General features: G+C 63.6%; 17 protein-coding genes. 4 read left to right on the forward strand and 13 right to left on the reverse strand.

Annotation, left to right across the window (positions count from 1 at the left end; genetic code table 11):
- Window positions 1-103: 103 nt before the first annotated feature.
- Window positions 104-880, forward strand: coding sequence for an enoyl-CoA hydratase-related protein (locus AC0KW6_RS01460; protein ID WP_474033898.1), 777 nt, complete (start codon window positions 104-106; stop codon window positions 878-880).
- A gap of 16 nt (window positions 881-896) precedes the next feature.
- Here the strand turns inward: AC0KW6_RS01460 and AC0KW6_RS01465 are convergent, their stop codons facing one another.
- A complete protein-coding gene (locus tag AC0KW6_RS01465) occupies window positions 897-1,766 on the reverse strand; it encodes a calcium-binding protein (RefSeq protein ID WP_474033899.1) in 870 nt (289 codons plus the stop codon).
- Between the two features lie 96 nt (window positions 1,767-1,862).
- On the opposite strand from AC0KW6_RS01465, the gene AC0KW6_RS01470 reads away from it, so the two are divergent.
- Window positions 1,863-2,093 carry a hypothetical protein gene (locus AC0KW6_RS01470; protein WP_474033900.1) on the forward strand — a complete coding sequence of 77 codons (231 nt, stop codon included), beginning with the start codon at window positions 1,863-1,865 and terminating at the stop codon, window positions 2,091-2,093.
- Here the strand turns inward: AC0KW6_RS01470 and AC0KW6_RS01475 are convergent.
- A complete protein-coding gene (locus tag AC0KW6_RS01475) occupies window positions 2,069-3,364 on the reverse strand; it encodes a citrate synthase (RefSeq protein WP_474033901.1) in 1,296 nt (431 codons plus the stop codon). The genes AC0KW6_RS01470 and AC0KW6_RS01475 overlap by 25 nt on opposite strands.
- Window positions 3,365-3,490: 126 nt before the next feature.
- Window positions 3,491-4,891, reverse strand: a complete 1,401-nt coding sequence (gltX, locus tag AC0KW6_RS01480) for a glutamate--tRNA ligase (protein ID WP_474033902.1) — start codon at window positions 4,889-4,891, stop codon at window positions 3,491-3,493.
- A gap of 79 nt (window positions 4,892-4,970) precedes the next feature.
- On the opposite strand from gltX, the gene AC0KW6_RS01485 reads away from it, so the two are divergent.
- Window positions 4,971-7,040 (forward strand): ComEC/Rec2 family competence protein, encoded by a 2,070-nt coding sequence (locus AC0KW6_RS01485; RefSeq protein ID WP_474033903.1) that lies wholly within the window; start codon window positions 4,971-4,973, stop codon window positions 7,038-7,040.
- Here the strand turns inward: AC0KW6_RS01485 and lexA are convergent.
- The 7 genes from lexA to AC0KW6_RS01520 all read right to left on the reverse strand — a co-directional run bounded on the left by lexA (window position 7,034) and on the right by AC0KW6_RS01520 (window position 12,644).
- Entirely contained in the window at window positions 7,034-7,732 is a 699-nt protein-coding gene (gene lexA, locus AC0KW6_RS01490; RefSeq protein WP_323778012.1) for a transcriptional repressor LexA, read from the reverse strand. The genes AC0KW6_RS01485 and lexA overlap by 7 nt on opposite strands.
- A gap of 182 nt (window positions 7,733-7,914) precedes the next feature.
- Window positions 7,915-9,087, reverse strand: a complete 1,173-nt coding sequence (locus tag AC0KW6_RS01495; protein ID WP_474033904.1) for a molybdopterin molybdotransferase MoeA — start codon at window positions 9,085-9,087, stop codon at window positions 7,915-7,917.
- Window positions 9,088-9,558 carry a cyclic pyranopterin monophosphate synthase MoaC gene (gene moaC / locus AC0KW6_RS01500; RefSeq protein WP_323778008.1) on the reverse strand — a complete coding sequence of 157 codons (471 nt, stop codon included), beginning with the start codon at window positions 9,556-9,558 and terminating at the stop codon, window positions 9,088-9,090. It lies immediately after the preceding gene.
- An 11-nt stretch (window positions 9,559-9,569) separates the two neighbouring features.
- A complete protein-coding gene (gene trpC, locus AC0KW6_RS01505) occupies window positions 9,570-10,382 on the reverse strand; it encodes an indole-3-glycerol phosphate synthase TrpC (RefSeq protein ID WP_323778006.1) in 813 nt (270 codons plus the stop codon).
- A 14-nt stretch (window positions 10,383-10,396) separates the two neighbouring features.
- The gene (locus AC0KW6_RS01510) at window positions 10,397-11,050 is read right to left on the reverse strand and encodes a uracil-DNA glycosylase (RefSeq protein WP_323778004.1); all 654 of its coding nucleotides are present in this window, start codon (window positions 11,048-11,050) and stop codon (window positions 10,397-10,399) included.
- On the reverse strand, window positions 11,047-12,066 hold the full coding sequence (gene trpD / locus AC0KW6_RS01515; RefSeq protein WP_323778002.1) for an anthranilate phosphoribosyltransferase: 1,020 nt from the start codon (window positions 12,064-12,066) through the stop codon (window positions 11,047-11,049). Before trpD ends, AC0KW6_RS01510 begins: the two co-directional genes overlap by 4 nt.
- Window positions 12,063-12,644, reverse strand: a complete 582-nt coding sequence (locus AC0KW6_RS01520; RefSeq protein WP_474033905.1) for an anthranilate synthase component II — start codon at window positions 12,642-12,644, stop codon at window positions 12,063-12,065. Before AC0KW6_RS01520 ends, trpD begins: the two co-directional genes overlap by 4 nt.
- A 189-nt stretch (window positions 12,645-12,833) precedes the next feature.
- Between AC0KW6_RS01520 and AC0KW6_RS01525 the strand changes: the two genes are divergently transcribed.
- Window positions 12,834-14,375, forward strand: coding sequence for a divergent polysaccharide deacteylase family protein (locus AC0KW6_RS01525; protein ID WP_323777998.1), 1,542 nt, complete (start codon window positions 12,834-12,836; stop codon window positions 14,373-14,375).
- A gap of 82 nt (window positions 14,376-14,457) precedes the next feature.
- Here the strand turns inward: AC0KW6_RS01525 and trpE are convergent, their stop codons facing one another.
- The 3 genes from trpE to AC0KW6_RS01540 all read right to left on the reverse strand — a co-directional run bounded on the left by trpE (window position 14,458) and on the right by AC0KW6_RS01540 (window position 19,120).
- Entirely contained in the window at window positions 14,458-15,969 is a 1,512-nt protein-coding gene (gene trpE, locus AC0KW6_RS01530; protein WP_323777996.1) for an anthranilate synthase component I, read from the reverse strand.
- A gap of 15 nt (window positions 15,970-15,984) precedes the next feature.
- A complete protein-coding gene (locus AC0KW6_RS01535; RefSeq protein ID WP_474033906.1) occupies window positions 15,985-17,826 on the reverse strand; it encodes a peptidyl-prolyl cis-trans isomerase in 1,842 nt (613 codons plus the stop codon).
- Window positions 17,827-17,944: 118 nt separating this feature from the next.
- Entirely contained in the window at window positions 17,945-19,120 is a 1,176-nt protein-coding gene (locus AC0KW6_RS01540; RefSeq protein WP_474033907.1) for an aminotransferase, read from the reverse strand.
- Window positions 19,121-19,214 lie beyond the last annotated feature (94 nt).

The raw sequence follows: 19,214 nt of genomic DNA on the forward strand, positions 1-19,214 counted from the left end.
CCGGGTCCGGCTTTCCGGCAGCCGGGCTTTCCGTCACCATACCTGCAAACGGCCAGGCGGAACCGTCTTTGGCCCCTGAATGCAAGCTAGGCGAGGCACTTTGATGGACTATAAGGAAATCCTGTTTTCCCAGCAGGACGGGCTGGCGGTTGTCACCCTGAACCGCGAAGCGCGCAAGAACGCGCTGAACAGCCGGATGCGGTCCGAGATCACCCATGCGATGCGGATGGCGGCAGGTGAAGCGCGGGCCGTGGTGCTGACCGGGGCGGGCGATGCCTTTTGCTCGGGCCAGGACCTGAGTGATGCGGGCAGCGGCGGCAAGCTCGATCTGGAGCGCACGCTGCGCGACGAATACCTGCCGATGCTGCAGGCGATTTATGACTGCCCGGTGCCGGTGGTGGCGGCCGTCAACGGTGCCGCTGCCGGGGCAGGGGCCAATCTGGCGCTGGCCGCCGATGTGGTGATCGCGACGGAAAGCGCATTTTTCATGCAGGCCTTCAGCAAGATCGGCCTGATCCCGGACGCCGGCGGCACCTGGTTCCTGCCGCGCCAGATCGGCCTGGCGAAATCGATGGGGGCAGCCCTGTTTGCCGACCGTGTCAGCGCCCGGCAGGCCAGTGACTGGGGCATGATCTGGGAAGCGGTGCCGGATGCGGAGTTCGACGCCCGTTGGCGCGCCCGCGCGGAGTTTCTGGCCAGAGGCCCCAGCAAGGCCTTTGCGGCCACCAAATCCGCCCTGCGTGAAAGCTTTGGCCGCAGTTTGGCCGAGCAGCTGTCTGAAGAAGCGCATCTGCAGGGCCAATGCGGCAAGACCCGGGATTTTCTGGAGGGCGTGACGGCGTTTATGGAAAAGCGCCCCGCGAAATTCGAGGGGCGCTGAGGGCCGGAACGGCTGCTTAGGACAGCGGCAATCCGTTGGATGAACGGTCCACGATAGAGATGTCGCTGACCGAAAGCAGCCCGCCCGCGCCCGGGATTCTCGCCACAAATACATTGTCGGCAAAGAGCAGGGCCGAACCCTGGCCCTCGTCACCGCTGCCATCGCCAATAACTTGCACCGATAGCCGGGGCGGCAGGCCGTCACCGTCGTAAGAGAAGACAAGCCTGTCTTCGGCTGGATCGAAGTCGGTCACATTGACGGGATCATCGCCGGAATTCATCCAATCCCCGATGACAAGTGAATCGCTTCCCTCGCCAAGAGAGATGGTATCCCCATCACCTGCGATGACCGTGTCATCTCCAAATCCGGCAGATACAGTGTCAGCGTCTTCGTCAGTGTCAGTTTCAGGATTGACGAATTCAGCCAGACCGCTGGCATCCGTGACAGATCCATCAGCCACACCGCGTGCAAACTCAACGATGCCTTCTCCGTCGATGCCGCTGACTGCAATGATCCTGTCGTCACCAGTGTCGCCGTTCAGGGTGTCTGAGCCTTCATTGTCAATCAGGTAGTCATCGCCGGCGCCGCCGCGCAGAAAATCGTCGCCTGATCCGCCAACCAGTATGTCTACGCCATCCATGCCGAAAAGCCTGTCATCGCCGCCGCGGCCCTCGACCACATCGTCTCCGCCGCGGGCAAAAATGCTGTCGTCAAGATGGCTGCCGATGATGTCGTCATCAGTGTCAGTCCTTGCCGCGCCGTTTCCGTTGGCATTATCCGGCGGGTCTTGTGATGATGTCTCGTGGCTTTCGCTCCCGTCATCATCGTCGAGAAGAGCAAAGGTTCCAACAGCCATGGTCAGACCCAGCAAAACCAATAGTTCCATTCCGTGAATCCCGTTTTTTGGAAAATACCCGAACAAGAAATCTCCTGCAGGGCGTCTCTGCCAGCAGGCGGCAGTAATGGAGATTTAACTAATTAGATGAAAGAGTTTAGTCAAATTTTACCTTTCGTTGAGCAACCGGCGCGAACGATCCCCGAAAAAATGAAGGATTGTTGCCCGGATCAGCTTCAATTCGGCTCAGCAAAGTTTGCCGGAAATTGGCAGCCAGGTAATGCGGATCATTGCACCGGACTAAAAAACGCCCCGCGGGATGCGGGGCGTTTGGACGTTCTTTCGACTGGCGATCAGCGCTTTTCGATATCCACGTAATCGCGCAGGGTTTCGCCCAGGTACAACTGACGCGGGCGGCCGATTTTGTTCTGCGGATCGGCGATCATCTCTTTCCACTGGGAGATCCAGCCGACGGTGCGCGACAGCGCAAAGATCGGGGTGAACATCGAGGTCGGGAAGCCCATCGCCTCCAGAATGATGCCGGAGTAGAAATCGACGTTCGGGAACAGTTTCTTCTCGATGAAGTAGGGGTCGTTCAGCGCGGTCTGCTCCAGTTCCTTTGCAACTTGCAGCAGCGGGTTGTCCTCGACACCAAGCAGATCCAGAACCTCGTCCGCGGATTGCTTCAGCACGGTCGCACGCGGGTCGGTGTTCTTGTACACACGGTGGCCGAAACCCATCAGACGGAACGGATCGTTCTTGTCCTTGGCGCGTGCGATATACTCGGGGATGCGGTCGACCGAGCCGATTTCCTTGAGCATTTCCAGGCAGGCCTGATTGGCGCCGCCGTGGGCCGGTCCCCAGAGGCAGGCAATGCCGGCGGCGATACAGGCAAACGGGTTTGCGCCCGAGGAGGAGGCCAGGCGTACGGTCGAGGTCGAGGCGTTCTGTTCGTGGTCCGCGTGCAGGGTCAGGATGCGGTCCATTGCCCGGCTCAGGATCGGGTTCACGTGGTATTCCTCAGCCGGGACCGAGAAACACATGTGCAGGAAGTTGGCCGCGTAATCCAGATCGTTCCTGGGATACACAAACGGCTGGCCGATGGAGTATTTATAGGCCATCGCGGCAATGGTCGGCAGTTTGGCGATCAGACGGACTGCCGCAACCTCGCGCTGCCACGGATCGGTGACGTCCAGCGAGTCGTGGTAGAAGGCCGACATCGCGCCGACCACGCCAACCAGGGTCGCCATCGGGTGCGCATCGCGGCGGAACCCGCGGAAGAAGTTGTGCATCTGCTCATGCACCATGGTGTGACGGGTCACGCGGGTCTCGAAATCCTCCAGCTGGTTCACCGTCGGCAGTTCACCGTAGAGCAGCAGGTAGCAGACCTCGAGGTAATGGGACTTCGATGCCAGCTGGTCAATCGGGTAGCCGCGGTGCAGCAGCTCGCCTTTATCGCCATCGATGTAGGTGATGGTGCTGTCGCAGCTGGCGGTCGAGGTAAAACCTGGGTCGTAGGTGAACACACCTGCCTTCGCATAGAGCTTGCGGATGTCGAGAACATCGGGCCCTGCCGTTGGAGAGAAAATGGGCAGCTCGTAAGTTTCGCCATTCAGGCTGAGCGTGGCAGATTTCTGTGTCTCGGTCATTGGTGTCCCTTCCTGTTGCGGGCACGAGAACGGCCATGCAGGCCTCCTCATGCGGGGCAGCGCCTGCGCTATTCCGCGCAGGGGTTGTCATATCTAAACAGGCTTGCCCGGGAGTAAGCGCCGGTCTCAGCCTGTTGCGTCTTTGAGCCGGGCGAGGGTTTCCTCCCGGCCCAGAATCAGCATCATGTCGAACACCGAAGGCGTTACCGCCCGGCCGGCCAGCGCCGCCCGCAAAGGGCCTGCCAGCTTGCCGAACTTGGTATCGTGGGCTTCTGCAAATGCGTTCAGAAGCGCCTCCAGATCGTCACGGACCCAGCTAGCATTTTGCAACTGCGGCGTCAATTCGCCCAGTATACCATCGGATACTGAAGACAGCGCTTTTTCCGCCTTCGCATCCCGGTCAATTGGCCGTGAGGCAAGGACAAAATGGGCTTTTTCAAGCAGTTCAGGGAAGGTGCGTGCCCGATCCTTCAGGCAATACATCGCCGCTTCCAAACCCTGTGACTGCGCGTCAGTCAGGGCTGTTTTTCCGGCCGCCGCCAGATAGGCGCAGATTTCGTGCCGCAGCGCAGCGTCGTCGCTAACGGCGATATGCTGACCGCTGAGATTCTCCAGCTTCTTGGTATCGAACCGGGCCGGGCTTTTGCCGATACCGTCGAAATTAAACCACTGTTTGGCCTGATCGTCCGTAAAAAATTCGTCATCGCCGTGCGACCAGCCCAAACGGGCCAGATAATTGCGCATGCCAGCGGCCGGATAGCCCATCGCCTGGTATTCCTGCGCCCCCAATGCACCATGGCGTTTGCTCAGCTTTTTGCCGTCCGGCCCGTGGATCAGCGGGATATGCGCCCAGACTGGCACGTCCCAGCCCATCGCCTCATAGATCATCATCTGGCGGGCGGCGTTGTTCAGGTGGTCATCGCCGCGGATCACATGGGTGACGCCCATATCGTGGTCGTCCACGACCACCGCCAGCATGTAGACCGGCGTGCCGTCGGAACGTAGCAGGATCATGTCATCAAGCTGATCGTTCCTGATGGTGACGTCGCCCTGCACCTCATCCTTGATAACGGTAACGCCGCTTTGCGGCGCCTTTATGCGGATCACATAAGGCGCATCCGGGTGGCCGGCGTCATCGGCGTCGCGCCAGGGCGAGCGGTAGAGGGTCGATTTGCCCTCAGCCTTGGCCTGCTCGCGGAAAGCGGCGATTTCGTCCTGGGTGGCAAAACATTTGTATGCCTTGCCCTCGGCCAGCAGCTGCCTGGCCACTTCGGCGTGGCGGCTGGCGCCTTCAAACTGGCTGATCACCTCGCCATCGTGGTCCAGGCCCAGCCATTCCATGCCCTGCAGGATGGCAGCGGTTGCCTCAGGCGTGGAGCGTTCGCGGTCGGTGTCTTCGATGCGCAGCAGGAACTTGCCGCCGCGGCCGCGGGCGTAAAGCCAGTTGAACAGCGCAGTTCGGGCGCCGCCGATGTGCAGGAAGCCGGTGGGAGAAGGCGCGAAACGGGTGACAACCGGTTGGGTCATGAGCAGGATTTACCTTTTGGAAACCAAGTGAGGTTTAGAGTTTCCGCCTGTCTACCGGGCCAGAAGGCGGGGGGCAAGCATGCGGCTGAGCGCAGCCATCGCAGACCTGCTGCAAGCGCAGCGGGGATATCTGTTCCCCTGGACGCCGGTTTTCCTCGGAGCCGGGATCGGGGCCTATTTTTCATTAAAGACGGAGCCCGGCGCCGCCGTGTTTTCCGCTCTGGCGCTGTGTGCGCTGCTGATGGCTGCCGGTGCCGTGGGCCGGCGGCCGCTGGCCTTTCTGCTGTGGGGGCCCGCTTTGGCGGCGGCGGGGCTTTGCCTCGCGGGGGCGCGGGCGCATCTTGTGTCGGCACCGGTCCTGGATTTCCGCTATTACGGGGCGGTGGAGGGGCGGGTTGCCGGGGTCGACCGCTCTCCGACCGATGCCCTGCGGCTGACCCTGGATCAGGTGCGGCTGGACCGGGTGGCGCCCGCAGACACGCCGGCCCGTGTCCGGATTTCGTTGAAAGCGCAGGCGCAGGTGCCGCCGCCTGGCGCGAGGGTCATGACCACCGCGCATCTGCTGCCGCCGCAAGGTCCAGCCGAGCCCGGCGGGTTTGATTTCCGCCGCCACGCCTGGTTCAGGCAACTGGGCGGCCTGGGCTACACAAGGGGTCCGGTGCTGCTGGCTGAGGAGCCGGGCCAAAGCCTGGCTGTGGAACGGCTGCGCCGGGGTGTGGCGCAGGGCCTGCAAGACCGCATAGCCGGGGAAACAGGCGGGTTTGCAGCCGCCATCACCACCGGCGACCGCAGCGGCGTCGGGCAGCAGACCCTGACCGCGCTGCGGCAAAGCAATCTGGCGCATCTTCTGGCAATTTCCGGGTTGCACATGGGGCTGCTGACCGGCTTTGTCTTTGCGGCGCTGAGGATCTTGGTCAACCTGATCCCGCCGCTGGCCCTGCGCTGGCCGGTCAAGAAACTGGCAGCCTTGGCGGCCTTGGCGGCCGGCGCCGGGTATCTTGCGCTGTCAGGCGGCAATGTGGCAACCGAGCGGGCCTTTGTCATGGTGGCGGTGATGTTTGCTGCCGTGCTGTTGAACCGGCGTGCGATTACCCTGCGGGCGGTGGCGGTTGCCGCTTGGATTGTTCTGCTGCGGCGGCCGGAAAGCCTGTTAAGCCCCGGTTTCCAGATGAGTTTTGCCGCAACCGCAGCGCTGGTTGCAGTCTTTGCAACGCTGAGGGACAAGGAGGTGCCGCTGGGGCCGCGATGGCTGCGGCCGGTTCTGGCGGTGGTGATTTCCTCGGCGGTGGCCGGGGCGGCAACAGCCCCCTTTGCAGCGGCGCATTTCAACACGGTGCCGCATTACGGGCTGCTGGCGAACCTGTTGTCTGTGCCGGTCATGGGCTCGGTCGTTATTCCGGCCGCGGTGCTGGCGCTGTGCCTGGCGCCGTTCGGCCTGGAAATGGCCGGACTGACTGTCATGCAATGGGGGCTGGACTGGATTCTGGCAGTTGCCGGGGGGGTCTCGGGGTTTGACGGAGCGCTGTCGCATGTGCCCGCGCCGGGGGGCTGGGTGCTGCCGCTGTTTGCTGCGGGCATGCTGTTTGCGGTAATTTGGCAGGGGCGGCTACGGCTGGCCGGGCTGTTGCCGGCCGCATGTGCAATGCTGATGTGGAGCGCGGCAGAGCGTCCCGTTGTCCTGATCGCTGACTCCGGCGGCCTGATTGGCGTGATGGCGCCGGAAGGCCGGGCCTTATCGCGGGCCAAGGGGCAGGGGTTTACTGCGAAAATCTGGCTTGAGAATGACGGCGACCCGGCAGGCCAGATCGCCGCTGCGGCGCGCTGGACAGATCAAGCAGGCGCTTTGCCGGTCTGGGAGGGACCGGGGTTCCGGTTGCTCCACGCGCCCGGAAAACGTAAACTTGCGCAGATAAACAAATGTAAAGACATGGATATTATCATTTCCACGGTCACGGCGCAGACGCCGGGAAACTGTCTGCTGCTAACACCGGAAGTGATGCGGCAAACGGGCAGCATTGCCGTGACTGCAACCGGCGGCCTGCAGACATCCCGCGGCGTATCGGGACAGCGGTTGTGGACAGGATGGCGGCCGGAAGGGGCTGAAGTCAGCCGCCTTCGGAAGCTTCTTGGCCGGCAAACCCGTCAATAACTGCGGATCAGCCCAACCAGCCGGCCTTGGATCTGCACCTGGTCTTCCGGGTAGCGCCGGGTCTCATAGGCCGGGTTGGCGGCTTCCAGTGCGATCATGCTGCCCTGGCGCTGATAGCGTTTCAGCGTGGCCTCGTGCCCCTCGACCAGTGCGACAACGATATCGCCGTTGTCTGCAGCGCCGGTTTCGCGGATCACCACGATGTCGCCGTCATTGATGCCGGCTTCGATCATCGACTCGCCCTTTACCTCCAGCGCGAAATGCTGGCCGTTTGGTGCAATCATGCCGCCGGGAACCACTACCTGATGCGACACCTGGCTGATCGCCTCGATCGGGACACCGGCGGCGATGCGGCCCATCACCGGCAGTTCCACTGCCGCATGGCGCACCGGTTCTGCAGCGGCAGTTGCGGGCTGCGGGCGGCCGCCGTCAATCACCGTTGGCGCAAAGCTTTGCGGCTCCGGCACACCGCCCAGGCTTTCCGGCAGGCGGAGGATCTCAATGGCGCGGGCGCGGTGCGGCAGGCGGCGGATAAAGCCGCGTTCCTCCAGAGCGGTGATCAGCCGGTGGATGCCCGATTTCGACCGCAGATCCAGCTCAACCTTCATTTCATCGAAACTGGGCGGCACGCCGTCCCGCTGAAGACGTTTGTGAATGAATTCCAGCAGTTGAAGTTGCTTTTTCGTGAGCATCTCCGCTCCCTCCGCGCCTCAGGTTTTCTTTTGTTCTACGCATGTTCACGTTTTGTGTCAACATGTCAGTACCTGACCGTATGAAAACAGAACGCGCCTGCGGCGTGTGCCCCCCCCCCTATGGCGGCATAACCGCCCGCAGGGCAAAGGGGCGGGAGCATTTTTGCAGAGAAAATGCAGGATCAGATAGGCAGGTATTGCACGGTATCGCCTGCGCTGCGCGCGCCGTCCTTCGGCGGGCGGACCAGCAGGGCATTGGCATCTGCCAGAATGGTAAGCAGTGAGCTGTCCTGATTGTCAAAAGCGCTGACCCTGCCGCCATCGACCTTGGCCCGCATGTAATGTTCCCGCGGGCCGTTCTCTGCCAGAGGCGCCGCAAGGGTGGCGGTCTGCAGCTGCTGCGCTTCCGGTGGCAGTCCAAGCATGGTGCGGATCATCGGTGTCAGGAAGACATGGCCGCAGACCATCGCCGAAACCGGGTTACCGGGCAGGCCGACCATGGCGGCGCCGGCCATGCGGCCGGCCATCAGCGGTTTGCCGGGCCGCATGGCGATTTTGTAAAAGCTGCGCTCCATGCCGAGGTCCTGCGCAACTTGGCCGACCAGATCGTGATCGCCGACCGAGGCACCGCCGATGGTGACGACCAGATCGGCGCCTGCAGCCAGGTCAAAGGCAGTCCGCAGCGAGGCTTCGGTGTCGCGGGCGATTGGCAGGATGCGGGCACGGGCGCCGAGTCCTTCGAGCATCGCCTTGAGACCAAAGGTGTTGGAGGCGATGATCTGATCCGGGCCGGGCGTGCCGCCGGGCATCACCAGCTCGTCGCCTGTAGAGATCAGCGCGACCTCCGGGCGGCGGGTGACGGGGACCGTGGGAATATTCATCGCCGCCAGCAGGGCGATGTCCGCGGGCGCAAGCAGCCTAGGTGCGCTGACGGTCTGGCCATCGGTGAAATCGCCGCCGCGGGGCCGGATGTTGGGGTTTCTTCCAGGTTTATCTGTGATGGTGATGAGGCTGCCGCTTCTGGTTGTATCCTCTTGAATAACAACGAAACTTGCGCCTTCAGGCACCGGTGCGCCGGTAAAGATGCGCACCGCCTGGCCGGCGCCCACACGGCCCGGAAAAGCGTGGCCCGCGGCGGCTTCGCCAATCACCTTGAACATGGCGTGCAGTTCGACTTCTGCGGCGTTCACGGCGTAGCCGTCCATTGCGGAGGCTGAGAACGGCGGCTGATCACGGCGCGCTTGCAGATCTGCTGCCAGCACCCGGCCCGCGGCTTTGGCCAGCGGAACCTGTTCGGTGCCAAGCTTCTGCACAAGCGCCAAAAGATGTGCGCGGGCTTCGCTGACCGGGATCATTTACGCCTCGTACCTGCCTGATTTTCCGCCATCTTTCAGCGTAACGCGGATGCCGCCGATCTCCATTGCCTTGTCCACAGCCTTGGCCATGTCATAGACGGTGAGCGCGGCGGTGGAGACGGCGGTGAGCGCCTCCATCTCAACCCCGGTCTGGCCAGTGGTCTTGACCGTCGCCTCAACCCGCACGCCGGGCAGGTCCGGGTCCAGGGTCAGCTCCACCGCGACCTTGGTCACCGGCAGCGGATGGCACAGCGGGATCAGATCCGGCGTTTTCTTGGCGCCCATAATGCCGGCCAGGCGGGCGACTGACAGAACATCGCCCTTTTTTGCGCGGCCTTCGGCAATGATGTCAAAGGTTTCCCGCGCCATGGTGATGCTTCCTTCGGCGGTGGCGATGCGCGAGGTTACCGCCTTGTCCGAGACATCGACCATATGGGCGTCGCCCTTGGTGTCGAAATGAGTGAGGCTCATGGCGCTGCTCCTTACATCATGCCGGGCATCAGCGGATTGGCGAGCAGCGCACGGGTTGCGCCGGCCACATCGTCCTGGCGCATCAGGCTTTCCCCGATCAGGAAGGTCCGTGCGCCGTAGCGGGCCATATCGCTGAGATCCTCCGGCGTGAACAACCCGCTTTCGCAGACGATGGTGCGGTCCGCAGGCACCAGGCGCGAGAGTTCGCGGGTGGTGTTCAGGGTGGTTTCAAACGTCTTGAGATTTCGGTTGTTGATGCCCATCAAGGGCGACTTCAGATTGCAGGCGCGCTCAAGTTCTTCGGCGTCATGCACTTCCAGGAGCACATCCATGCCCCAGTCAAAGGCGCTTTCCTCCAGCTCCTGCGCTTGCGCATCCGAAACGGAGGCCAGAATGATCAGAATGCAATCAGCACCCAGCGCGCGGGCTTCGGCCACCTGATAGGTGTCGTACATGAAATCCTTGCGCAGCGCGGGCAGGGAGCAGGCGTCGCGGGCTTGGGTGAGGAACTCCTTGGCCCCCTGGAAGCTGGGCGTGTCGGTCAGCACCGACAGGCAGGTGGCCCCGCCGTCTTCGTACGCTTTGGCCAAATCGGCCGGATGAAAATCCGGGCGGATCAGACCTTTGGAGGGGCTGGCTTTCTTGATTTCGGCGATCAGGCCATAGCCGCTGCGGTTGGCCTGCATCAGGCTGTCGGCAAAGCCGCGCACCGGGGAGGCTTCGCGCGCCTCAGCCTCGACTGCCTCCAGCGGTTTGGCGGCCTTGCCGGCGGCCACTTCCTCGAGCTTGTAGGCCTTGATCTTGTCCAGCACGTTTTGGGTCATATCAGTGCCTCCGTTTATGCGTTCCAGTCTATGCCGCTTTCACCGCGGGCAGCGAGCCAATTATTCACTTTTGAAAAGGGCCGGGACCCGAAGAAGCCGCGCCGCGCCGACAGGGGCGAGGGATGGGCAGTTTTCAGGATCAGGTGATCGCCCGGTTTGATATGTTTTTCAAGCTTTTGTGCTGCATTTCCCCACAGAATATAGGCCGTGGGGCGTTTTGATGTCAGCTCCAGCACCTGATGCACCAGATACTGCCAGCCCAGGTGCTTGTGGCCATTCGCCTCGCCTGCGGGTACGGAAAGGGCGGTGTTCAGCAGCAGAACGCCCTGTTTTGCCCATCCACGCAGGTCTGCATTTGGGCGGGTTACACCAAGGTCGCCTTCCAGCTCTTTGTAAATGTTGGACAAAGAGCGCGGGAGCGGGTGGACATGCGGCTCTGCGGAAAAGGCCAGGCCATGGGCGTGACCCGGCGTTGGATACGGATCCTGGCCCAGGATCACCACGCGGGTGTCCTGCGGCTGGGTCAGTTCCAGTGCGGCAAAGCGCTGATGCGCGGGCGGAAGGATTCCGCGGCGATCTTCGGCAATTGCGGCTGAGAGTCCGGGCCAATGGCCGGTGAAGAAAGGCAGGCTGGACCAGGCACCCAGCCCCGGTGGCAAGCGGGTCATGCAGCAGAGGTGATGCGGGCCAGCGCCTCGACCTTGGATTTGGCAGCACCGCTGTCGATGGAGGCGGCGGCTTTGGCGACGCCTTCCTTGAGATCTGCGGCATGGCCTGCGACCACCAAGGCGGAAGCAGCATTCAGCAGCACGGCGTCGCGGTAGGCTGACGGCGCGCCATCCAGCAGCGCCCGGAAGGCCTGCGCGTTTTCCTCGGGCGTGCCGCCGACGATGGCCTCAAACGGGTGCACTGGCAGGCCGGCATCTTCGGGGTGCAGTTCGACATCGCGGATGTCGCCGTTTTCCTCCAGCGCCGAAACCCAGCTGATGCCGGTGATGGTCAGCTCATCCGTGCCGTCAGAGCCATGCACCAGCCAGGCGCGCTCAGACCCGAGAGCTTTTAGCGTTTCCGCCATCGGGCGGATCATATCGCGGCTGAAGGCGCCGGTGAGCTGGCGTTTGACGCCGGCCGGATTGGTGAGGGGGCCGAGAATATTGAAGATGGTGCGGGTGCCAAGCTCGGTGCGGGTCGGCATCACGTGGCGCGTCGCGGGATGGTGCATGGGCGCCATCATGAAGCCGATTCCGGCTTCATTGATGGCCTTTTCAACCACTTCCGGCCCAACCATCACCTTGATGCCCATCTGGGACTGCAGGTCCGCAGTGCCGGATTTAGAGCTGAGGTTCCGGTTGCCGTGTTTGGCAACCACCACGCCCGCGCCGGCCGTCACAAAGGCGGTGGCGGTGGAGATGTTGAGGGTGTTCTTGCCGTCACCGCCAGTGCCGACGATGTCGATCGCGCCTGCGGGCGCCTTTACCGGATTGCATTTGGAACGCATTACGGCAGCGGCAGCGGCGTATTCATCGACGCTTTCGCCGCGGGTGCGCATCGCCATCAGCAAGCCGCCGATCTGGCTGGGCGTGGCTTCGCCCTCAAACAGCAGGGTAAAAGCGGTTTCAGCCTCATCGCGGGTCAGGGACCGTTCCGCCGCGGCGCCGATAAGCGGTTTCAGGCGGTCGCTCATGCGGGCACCTTCATCACGTCGAGAAAGTTTTTCAGCAGCGCGTGGCCATGTTCCGAGGCGATCGATTCCGGGTGGAACTGGACGCCGTGGATCGGCAGGTCTTTGTGCTGCAGGCCCATGATGGTGCCGTCTTCCAGTTCAGCGGTGATTTCCAGGCACTCCGGCAGGCTGTCGCGCTCGACCACCAGGGAATGATAGCGGGTTGCCTCAAAAGGTGTCGGCAAGCCCTTGAAAACGCCGGTATCCTTGTGGTGCATTTTGCCCATCTTACCGTGCACGATCTCGTGACAGCGGACCACCTTGCCGCCGAATGCCTGGCCGATGGTCTGATGGCCCAGGCACACGCCCAGAAGCGGCGTGCGGGTTTCGGCCGCGGCTTCGGTCAGCGCCAGGCAGATGCCGGCCTGATCCGGGTCGCAGGGGCCGGGCGACAGCAGAATGCCGGAAGGCTTCATTGCCATCGCTTCCTGCACGTTGATGGCGTCGTTGCGGCGGACGTCCATTTCCGCGCCCAGCTCCCCCAGATAATGGACGAGGTTGTAGGTAAAGGAATCGTAGTTGTCTATCAGCAGCAGCATCGTAGCGGGCTCTTTTAAGGGTGGCGGGCCGGGGCCGCGCCGCAGTATAGTGGTTGAAACATACATGTTCAGGGATACGGGGTAGCGTCAAGGGCAGGATAGGCGATTGCCGGGGGAACAGAAACAGGGTTCGCTCAGGCACGCTGGTACGGCGCAGCACGGAAAAACGGATTGAGAGGCAAAACAGGCATGCGTGGATTTCTGGGCGGCGTGAGTGTCGGGGCATTGCTGGCCGCGGGCGGGCTGGCGATGCTGTCTTTGTCGGTGCCTTTGCCGGTGACATTGCCGGACACCGGACGCGATACGGCAGCAGTGCCGCAGCCCGAGGAACAGCCTGCCGTTGCGGCGCCGGAGCCTGCCGCGCATGATCCGGGCGACGCTCCGCACATGCCGAAGGACGGCAGCAAGGCCGCCGAGGCGCCTGCCAGCAGCCAGGGGCGTGATGCGGATCTTGTTGAGGCGCAGCCGGCCGCGCCGGCCGAAACCGGTGGCGGCGATGACCTGAACGCCCTGGCAGGCGCGGATACCGCACCGGCTGCCAAGCCTGAGGTCGGGCTGGCAACTGCGGCCGCGGGCTCCAGCGGCCTGGATAGGTCAGAGGCGCCCGGTGTGGCACCACAAACAGATGCGCCTCAGCTGCAGGCGATTCAGCCGCCTGTGCCGCAGGCCCCGGGTGCCGAGGCTGCCATTATTGCAGCCACGGAACCTGCACCGGAACCCGCGCCTGAAGTGCCCGCAGAAGCCCAAGAAGATGCACCAGCCCCTGTGCAAATTGTGGCCGAAGCGGGAACGACTGGATCCTCGGCCGTTCTGGCCCCGGACATCGGCAGCGCGCCGCAGGCAACCACGCTGCCGGTTATCGGTGCGTCACCGGTTCTGCCGGAAGCCGGCGAAGACGGCGGCAGCAGCCGCGCTGACAGCGGAACAGAAGTGGAAACTGCGGCGGCGGATCAGGAGGTTCTGACGCCAAGCATCGGCACGCCGGTTGTTCCGCTTACGGATCGGGACAAGCCCCGGGAAGCCGGGTTTGCCGCTGCAGCGGTATCGGACGAGCCGCCGTTTACCGCCCATACGGAAGCGTTTCACAATCCGGAGAACCGCCCGCTGATGTCGATTGTGCTGATCGATGAAGAAGGGGCCGTTGGCGCCGAAGCGTTGGCGGAGTTCCCTTATCCGTTGAGTTTTGCAATTGATCCGGAAGATCCGCAGGCTGCCTCCAAGATGGCCGCGCGCCGGGCGGCGGGGTTTGAAGTACTGATGCTGGCGGATCTGCCGCGCGCGGCCTCGCCGCAGGATGCGGAGACGGCGCTGGAGATCTGGCGCGGCAAGCTGCCGGAGGCCATGGGGATCCTTGAAGGCATCGGGACCGGGGTGCAGGGCAACCGGGCGCTGGCAAATCAGGTTGCCGCAGTTGCGGCCTCGGCAGGCTACGGGCTGGTGACCCAGGACAGCGGGTTGAACACGGTGCAGAAACTGGCGCTGCGCGACGGTGTGCCGGCCGGTGTTGTGTTCCGCGATTTTGACGGCGCCGGTCAGAACCCGCGGGCGATCCGGCGGTTCCTGGATCAGGCGGCATTCCGGGCCGGGCAGGAGGGCGCGGTGATCATGCTGGGACGGTTGCGCCCCGATACGATTTCGGCGCTGCTGATCTGGGGCCTGCAGGACCGGGCCGCCCGGATTGCGCTGGCGCCGGTCTCGGCCAGTCTGGAAGCAAACCTGCCGGCAAAGTGAAACGGCGCCCAAGGCGGGCGCCGTTGCCTCCGGCCGGAGTAATTTCACAAAGATGAAGCGGCAGGCGCCTGCGTCTGTATTCTTAACGGTTGCCGTTGCCGGTAAAGCGGGCTGCGTCTGCTGCCGCACGGCGGATCGCATTGGATTTATGGACGGTCTCCATATATTCCGCCTCGGGGTCGCTGTCATAAACAACGCCGCCGCCGGCCTGGATATAGAGGTTCTGATCCTTGACGATGGCGGTGCGCAGAGCAATGCACATGTCCATGTCGCCGCCGGCAGAGAAATAGCCGACACCGCCGCCGTAGATGCCGCGTTTCTCCGGCTCCAGCTCGTCGATGATCTCCATCGCCCGGACCTTGGGGGCGCCGGAGACGGTGCCTGCGGGCATGCCGGCAAAAAAGGCATCGAGCGCGTCCTTGTCCTCGGCCAGCTCGCCGACGACGTTTGAGACGATGTGCATCACATGGCTGTAACGCTCGATGATGAATTGTTCGGTCGGGCGCACGGTGCCGATTTTGGCCACCCGGCCAGTATCGTTCCGGCCCAGGTCCAGCAGCATCAGATGTTCTGCCAGCTCCTTCTTGTCGGCCAGAAGGTCCGCTTCCAGCGCCTTGTCCTCTTCCGGCGTGGCGCCGCGGGGGCGGGTGCCCGCGATGGGGCGGATGGTCACCTCTTGGCCAAACACGCGCACCAGGATTTCCGGCGAGGCGCCCACCACCTGAAAACCGCCGAAGTTGAAGTAGAACATGAAAGGCGAGGGGTTGGTGCGGCGCAAGCTGCGGTAGAGCGCGAATGGCGGCTGGCGGAACGCTTGCGTCCAGCGCTGCGCCGGCACTACCTGGAAAATGTCGCCTGCGCGGATGTAGTCTTTGGCCTTCTCCACCGCCGCCATGTAGCCGTCTTTGGTGAAGTTCGATGCAGGCGGTGCGACCTCATCGGCATCGCCCAGATCGCGGCTTTCGGCGGGCATCGCGCGTTCCAGATCGCGCACCGCGTCCATCACCCGCTCTGCGGCCTGGGCATAGGCGGCCTTGGCGGTCTGGCCGTCGCTGGACCAGACGGGGGAGACCACCGTGACCTCGCCCTTGACCCCGTCCAGTACCGCAATCACCGAAGGGCGCAGCATCAGCGCGTCGGGCAGGCCGAGCGGATCCGGGTTTACGTTGGGCAGGTGCTCCACCAGACGGATCATGTCATAGCCGAGATAGCCGAACAGACCGGCGGCGGCCTGTGGCAGATCGTCGGGCAGATCGATTTTGCTGTCGGCAATCAGCGCCCGCAGGTTATCCATCGGGTTGCCGTCCTGCGGGGTGAAATCATCCGCATCAAACCGGGCCGAGCGGTTGAGGCTGGATTGCTCCCCGTGGCAGCGCCAGACCAGATCCGGCTTCATGCCGATGATCGAATAGCGCCCGCGCACCTCGCCGCCGGTGACAGATTCCAGCATGAAAGCGTCTTTTTGGGCGCCGGTCAGCTTGAGCATCAGCGACACTGGCGTGTCGAGGTCGGCGGCAAGGCGGGTATAGACGACCTGGTTCTCGCCGGCCTCGTAAGCCTTGGAGAATGTGTCGAAATCGGGTGTCAGAGCCATGGATGCTTGCCTTGATTACTGGAAATTCGCCTGCGCTGCGTTCAGCGCCTGCTGGTCGACACGGGGTTCGGCGCGGGCCTGAACGTCCTGCAGATAGGCCTGGAACAGCTCCTGGGCCAGGGTCTGGTTCAGCTGCGCCTGCAGCGCCTGGGTGAGGAGGTTCATGTCGTCGCTGGCTTCCGGCGGCAGGATACCGTCGAGGCGGACAACCACCGCTGTCTCCGCATCCTGCACCAGGCGGAAGCTGCCGATCTCCATCCCGAACACCTGGGTGATCAGATCTGCGGGCACCGTGTCGATGTAGGCTGTGCGGGTCAGGCCGGTCTCGGATTTGACCTCGGCGCCTTCGGCAAAGCTGCCGGCGGTTTCTGCCTGGGCCAGCAGCGCTTCGCCCTGCTCGCGCAGCGCAGTGGTCAGGCGGTCGGCCTGCCACGCCGCCAGCACCTTGTCCCTGGCCTCGGCAAAGGGTTCCGGCCGTTCCGGCAGGACCTCGTCCAGACGCAGGGCAAACAGGCTGCCATCGTCGAGGAAGTCCACAGCCGGGAAATCCTCGGCGGTGACGGCGGCGGCGGCGGTGCGGAAGCCTTCGTAAGCCGCGATGCCGTCGCTGGTATCTTCCGTCCAATGGATCTGCACCAGCTCCAGCCCGCTTTCGGTTGCCAGCTCTTCCAGCGTGGCGCCGCCGGCCAGAAGATCGTCGATGTCTTCGGCCTGGGCCTCCACCAGACGGCGGGTGCGGTCGGAAGCGAGTTCCTCGCGCAGGTCAGGCATTGCCTGTTCAAAGCTGGTGGTCTGCGCTTCGAGGCGGCCGTTCACACGGTATAGCGCCGGGCCGAGATCAGAGGGCAGGGGGCCGGCCACTTCGCCGGGTTCGGCAGCAAAGACCTCGGCAGCGGCGGCCCCAAGATCTTCCCTGGTGACGTCGCCCATATCGATGTCCTGCAGCGACAGGCCGCGGGCATCGACCAGGCTTTCGAAGGTCGCACCGCCGGTTTCCAGCTGTGCCTTGGCGCTGGCCGCGGCATCGTCATCGGCAAACACCAGGCGTTCCACCAGGCGGCGCTCGGGCACTTGGTACTGGCTGGCGCGGTCATCGTACAGCCGGCGCAATGCGGCCTCGTCGATCTCCACTTCATCCAGCAGCATCGAGGGGCGCAGCGCCGCGTAGGTGATCACTTTGGTTTCCGGCAGCATGAACTGGTCCTGTGCGGCCTTATAGAAGACTTGCAGCTCGGCGTCCGCAGGAACCCCGGCGGTCAGGGCAATGTCTTCGGCATTGATCTGCACATAGGAAAAGCTGCGGCGCGCGCCGATGAAACCGGTCAGGGTTTCGGTCAGGGCCTGTGGCATTTCAGTGCCGGTGAGTATCGCGTTCTGGACGATGGTGCGGGCGGCTTCACGGCGCAGATCGTCTTCGAATTCCTTTTCCGACAGGCCGGCATTCCGCAGGGCAAAACTATAGGCTTCGCGGTCGAAGGCGCCGTTCACACCTTGAAAGGCATCGATGGCGCCCAGCTCTTCGATCAGGTTTTCGTCACCGATCGACAGGCCCAGGTTTTTGGCTTCGTGATCGAGAGCTGCCAGCGAGATCAGGCGGCCGAGCACCACCCGGTCAAGACCAAAGGCGCTGAGCTGCGCCATGGAAACGGCCTGGCCGGTTTGCGCCTGCAGCGCACGCTGCTCCCGCTGCAATTCCCGCACATAAGCGCCGATGCTGACTTCCTCGCCGCCGGCACTGGCAACCGAGGAGGCGGAGCTGGTGAAATTCACCGCGCCAAATCCGGCGAGGCCGACAATCAGCATCCCCATCAGGATCCAGACAAAGGTTTTGGATAGCTTCTTGATGCCTGCGGCCATGACGCCCTCTTTATTGTTTTGCCGTGCAAGGGGTCGCCTTGCAGCGGGAAATGCCGCTGACTGAATACGCGGCTGCCCGCAGAGGGGCAAGATGGTTGCGGATCAAACTGCTGCGTGATCAGGGATTAAAGGCCGCCAGCCTGTCAAACAGCGTCCGGATGCCGGCCCGGTCCACATTGGCAAAGGCAATGCGGAACTGGCGCGCGGCGGCGGGATCGTCTGCGGGCATGAACATGGAGCCCGGCAGCATCAGGACGGAAGCCTCCGCCACCAGCCGTTTGGCGATCTCCTCTGACGGCAGATCGAACGGGTGTTCGGCATAGGCAAAGTAGGCGCCGCATCCGAGCAGCTTCCAGCCCTTGCCGGCCAGAACCGGAAACCCGTCTTCAATTGCTGCCCGGCGGTCGAGGATTTCCCGCCGTTCCCCGGCCAGCCAGCCCTGCAGGTTTTCAATGCCCCAAAGGGCGCCGGCCTGGCCCAGCTGCGACGGGCAGATGGTGACAGTATCCAGAAACTTCTCCATTTCGAACATTCTGTCCGGCGAAGCTGCCACAGCGCCGACCCGGTGGCCGGTCAGCCGGTAGGCCTTGGAGAAGGAGTAAAGGTGGATCAGGGTCCGGTCCCAGCCGTCCAGCTGGAAAAGCCCATGCGGGGCGCCTTCGCGGCTGTCGAAGTCGCGGTATGTTTCGTCCACGATCAGGGCAATGCCCCTGGCACGGGCCAGATCAAAGAAGGCCTGCACCAGCCCGGAGGGGTACTCCACGCCGCAGGGATTGTTGGGGGTGACCAGCACGATGGCGCGGGTGCGGTCCGTAATCAGCGCCTCAGCGGCAGCAAGGTCCGGCAGCATTCCGGCCCCGACGTGCAACGGCACCGCGGTGACTCCGGCCATGTCCAGCCACATCTTGTGATTGAAGTACCAGGGCACCGGGATGATCACCTCATCCGTCTCGCCGCAAAGCGCGGCAATCGCGGCGGCAAAAGCCTGGTTGCAGCCGGAGGTGATGCCAATCTGTTCTGCCTGCACATCCGCCTGGTAGTGGCCGGAGATTTGCCGCGCCAGCGCCCGGCGCAGGCGGGCACTGCCCAGAACAGGCCCGTACAGATGCGCCTCAGCATCGTTGAGCGCGGCATCCGCGAGTGCCTGGCGCAACCCCAGGGGCGGCGCTTCTGCCGGCGCGGCCTGGCTGACGTTCAGCAGCGGGCGTTCCGGCGGGAATTCAACGCCGGCCACCCAGCGGCGTGATTCGACGATCGGCGAGACAAAGGTGGCTTGGGTGCGGGGAAGGGGCATGAATGGCTCCGGGCGCCGGGACAGGAAGATGCGCGGGCGCAGCGGGCCGCGCACCGGACCATGTCTGGCACGGTGTTTCCGGCTTCTCAAGCAG

The organism is Leisingera sp. SA215, assembly GCF_055902035.1.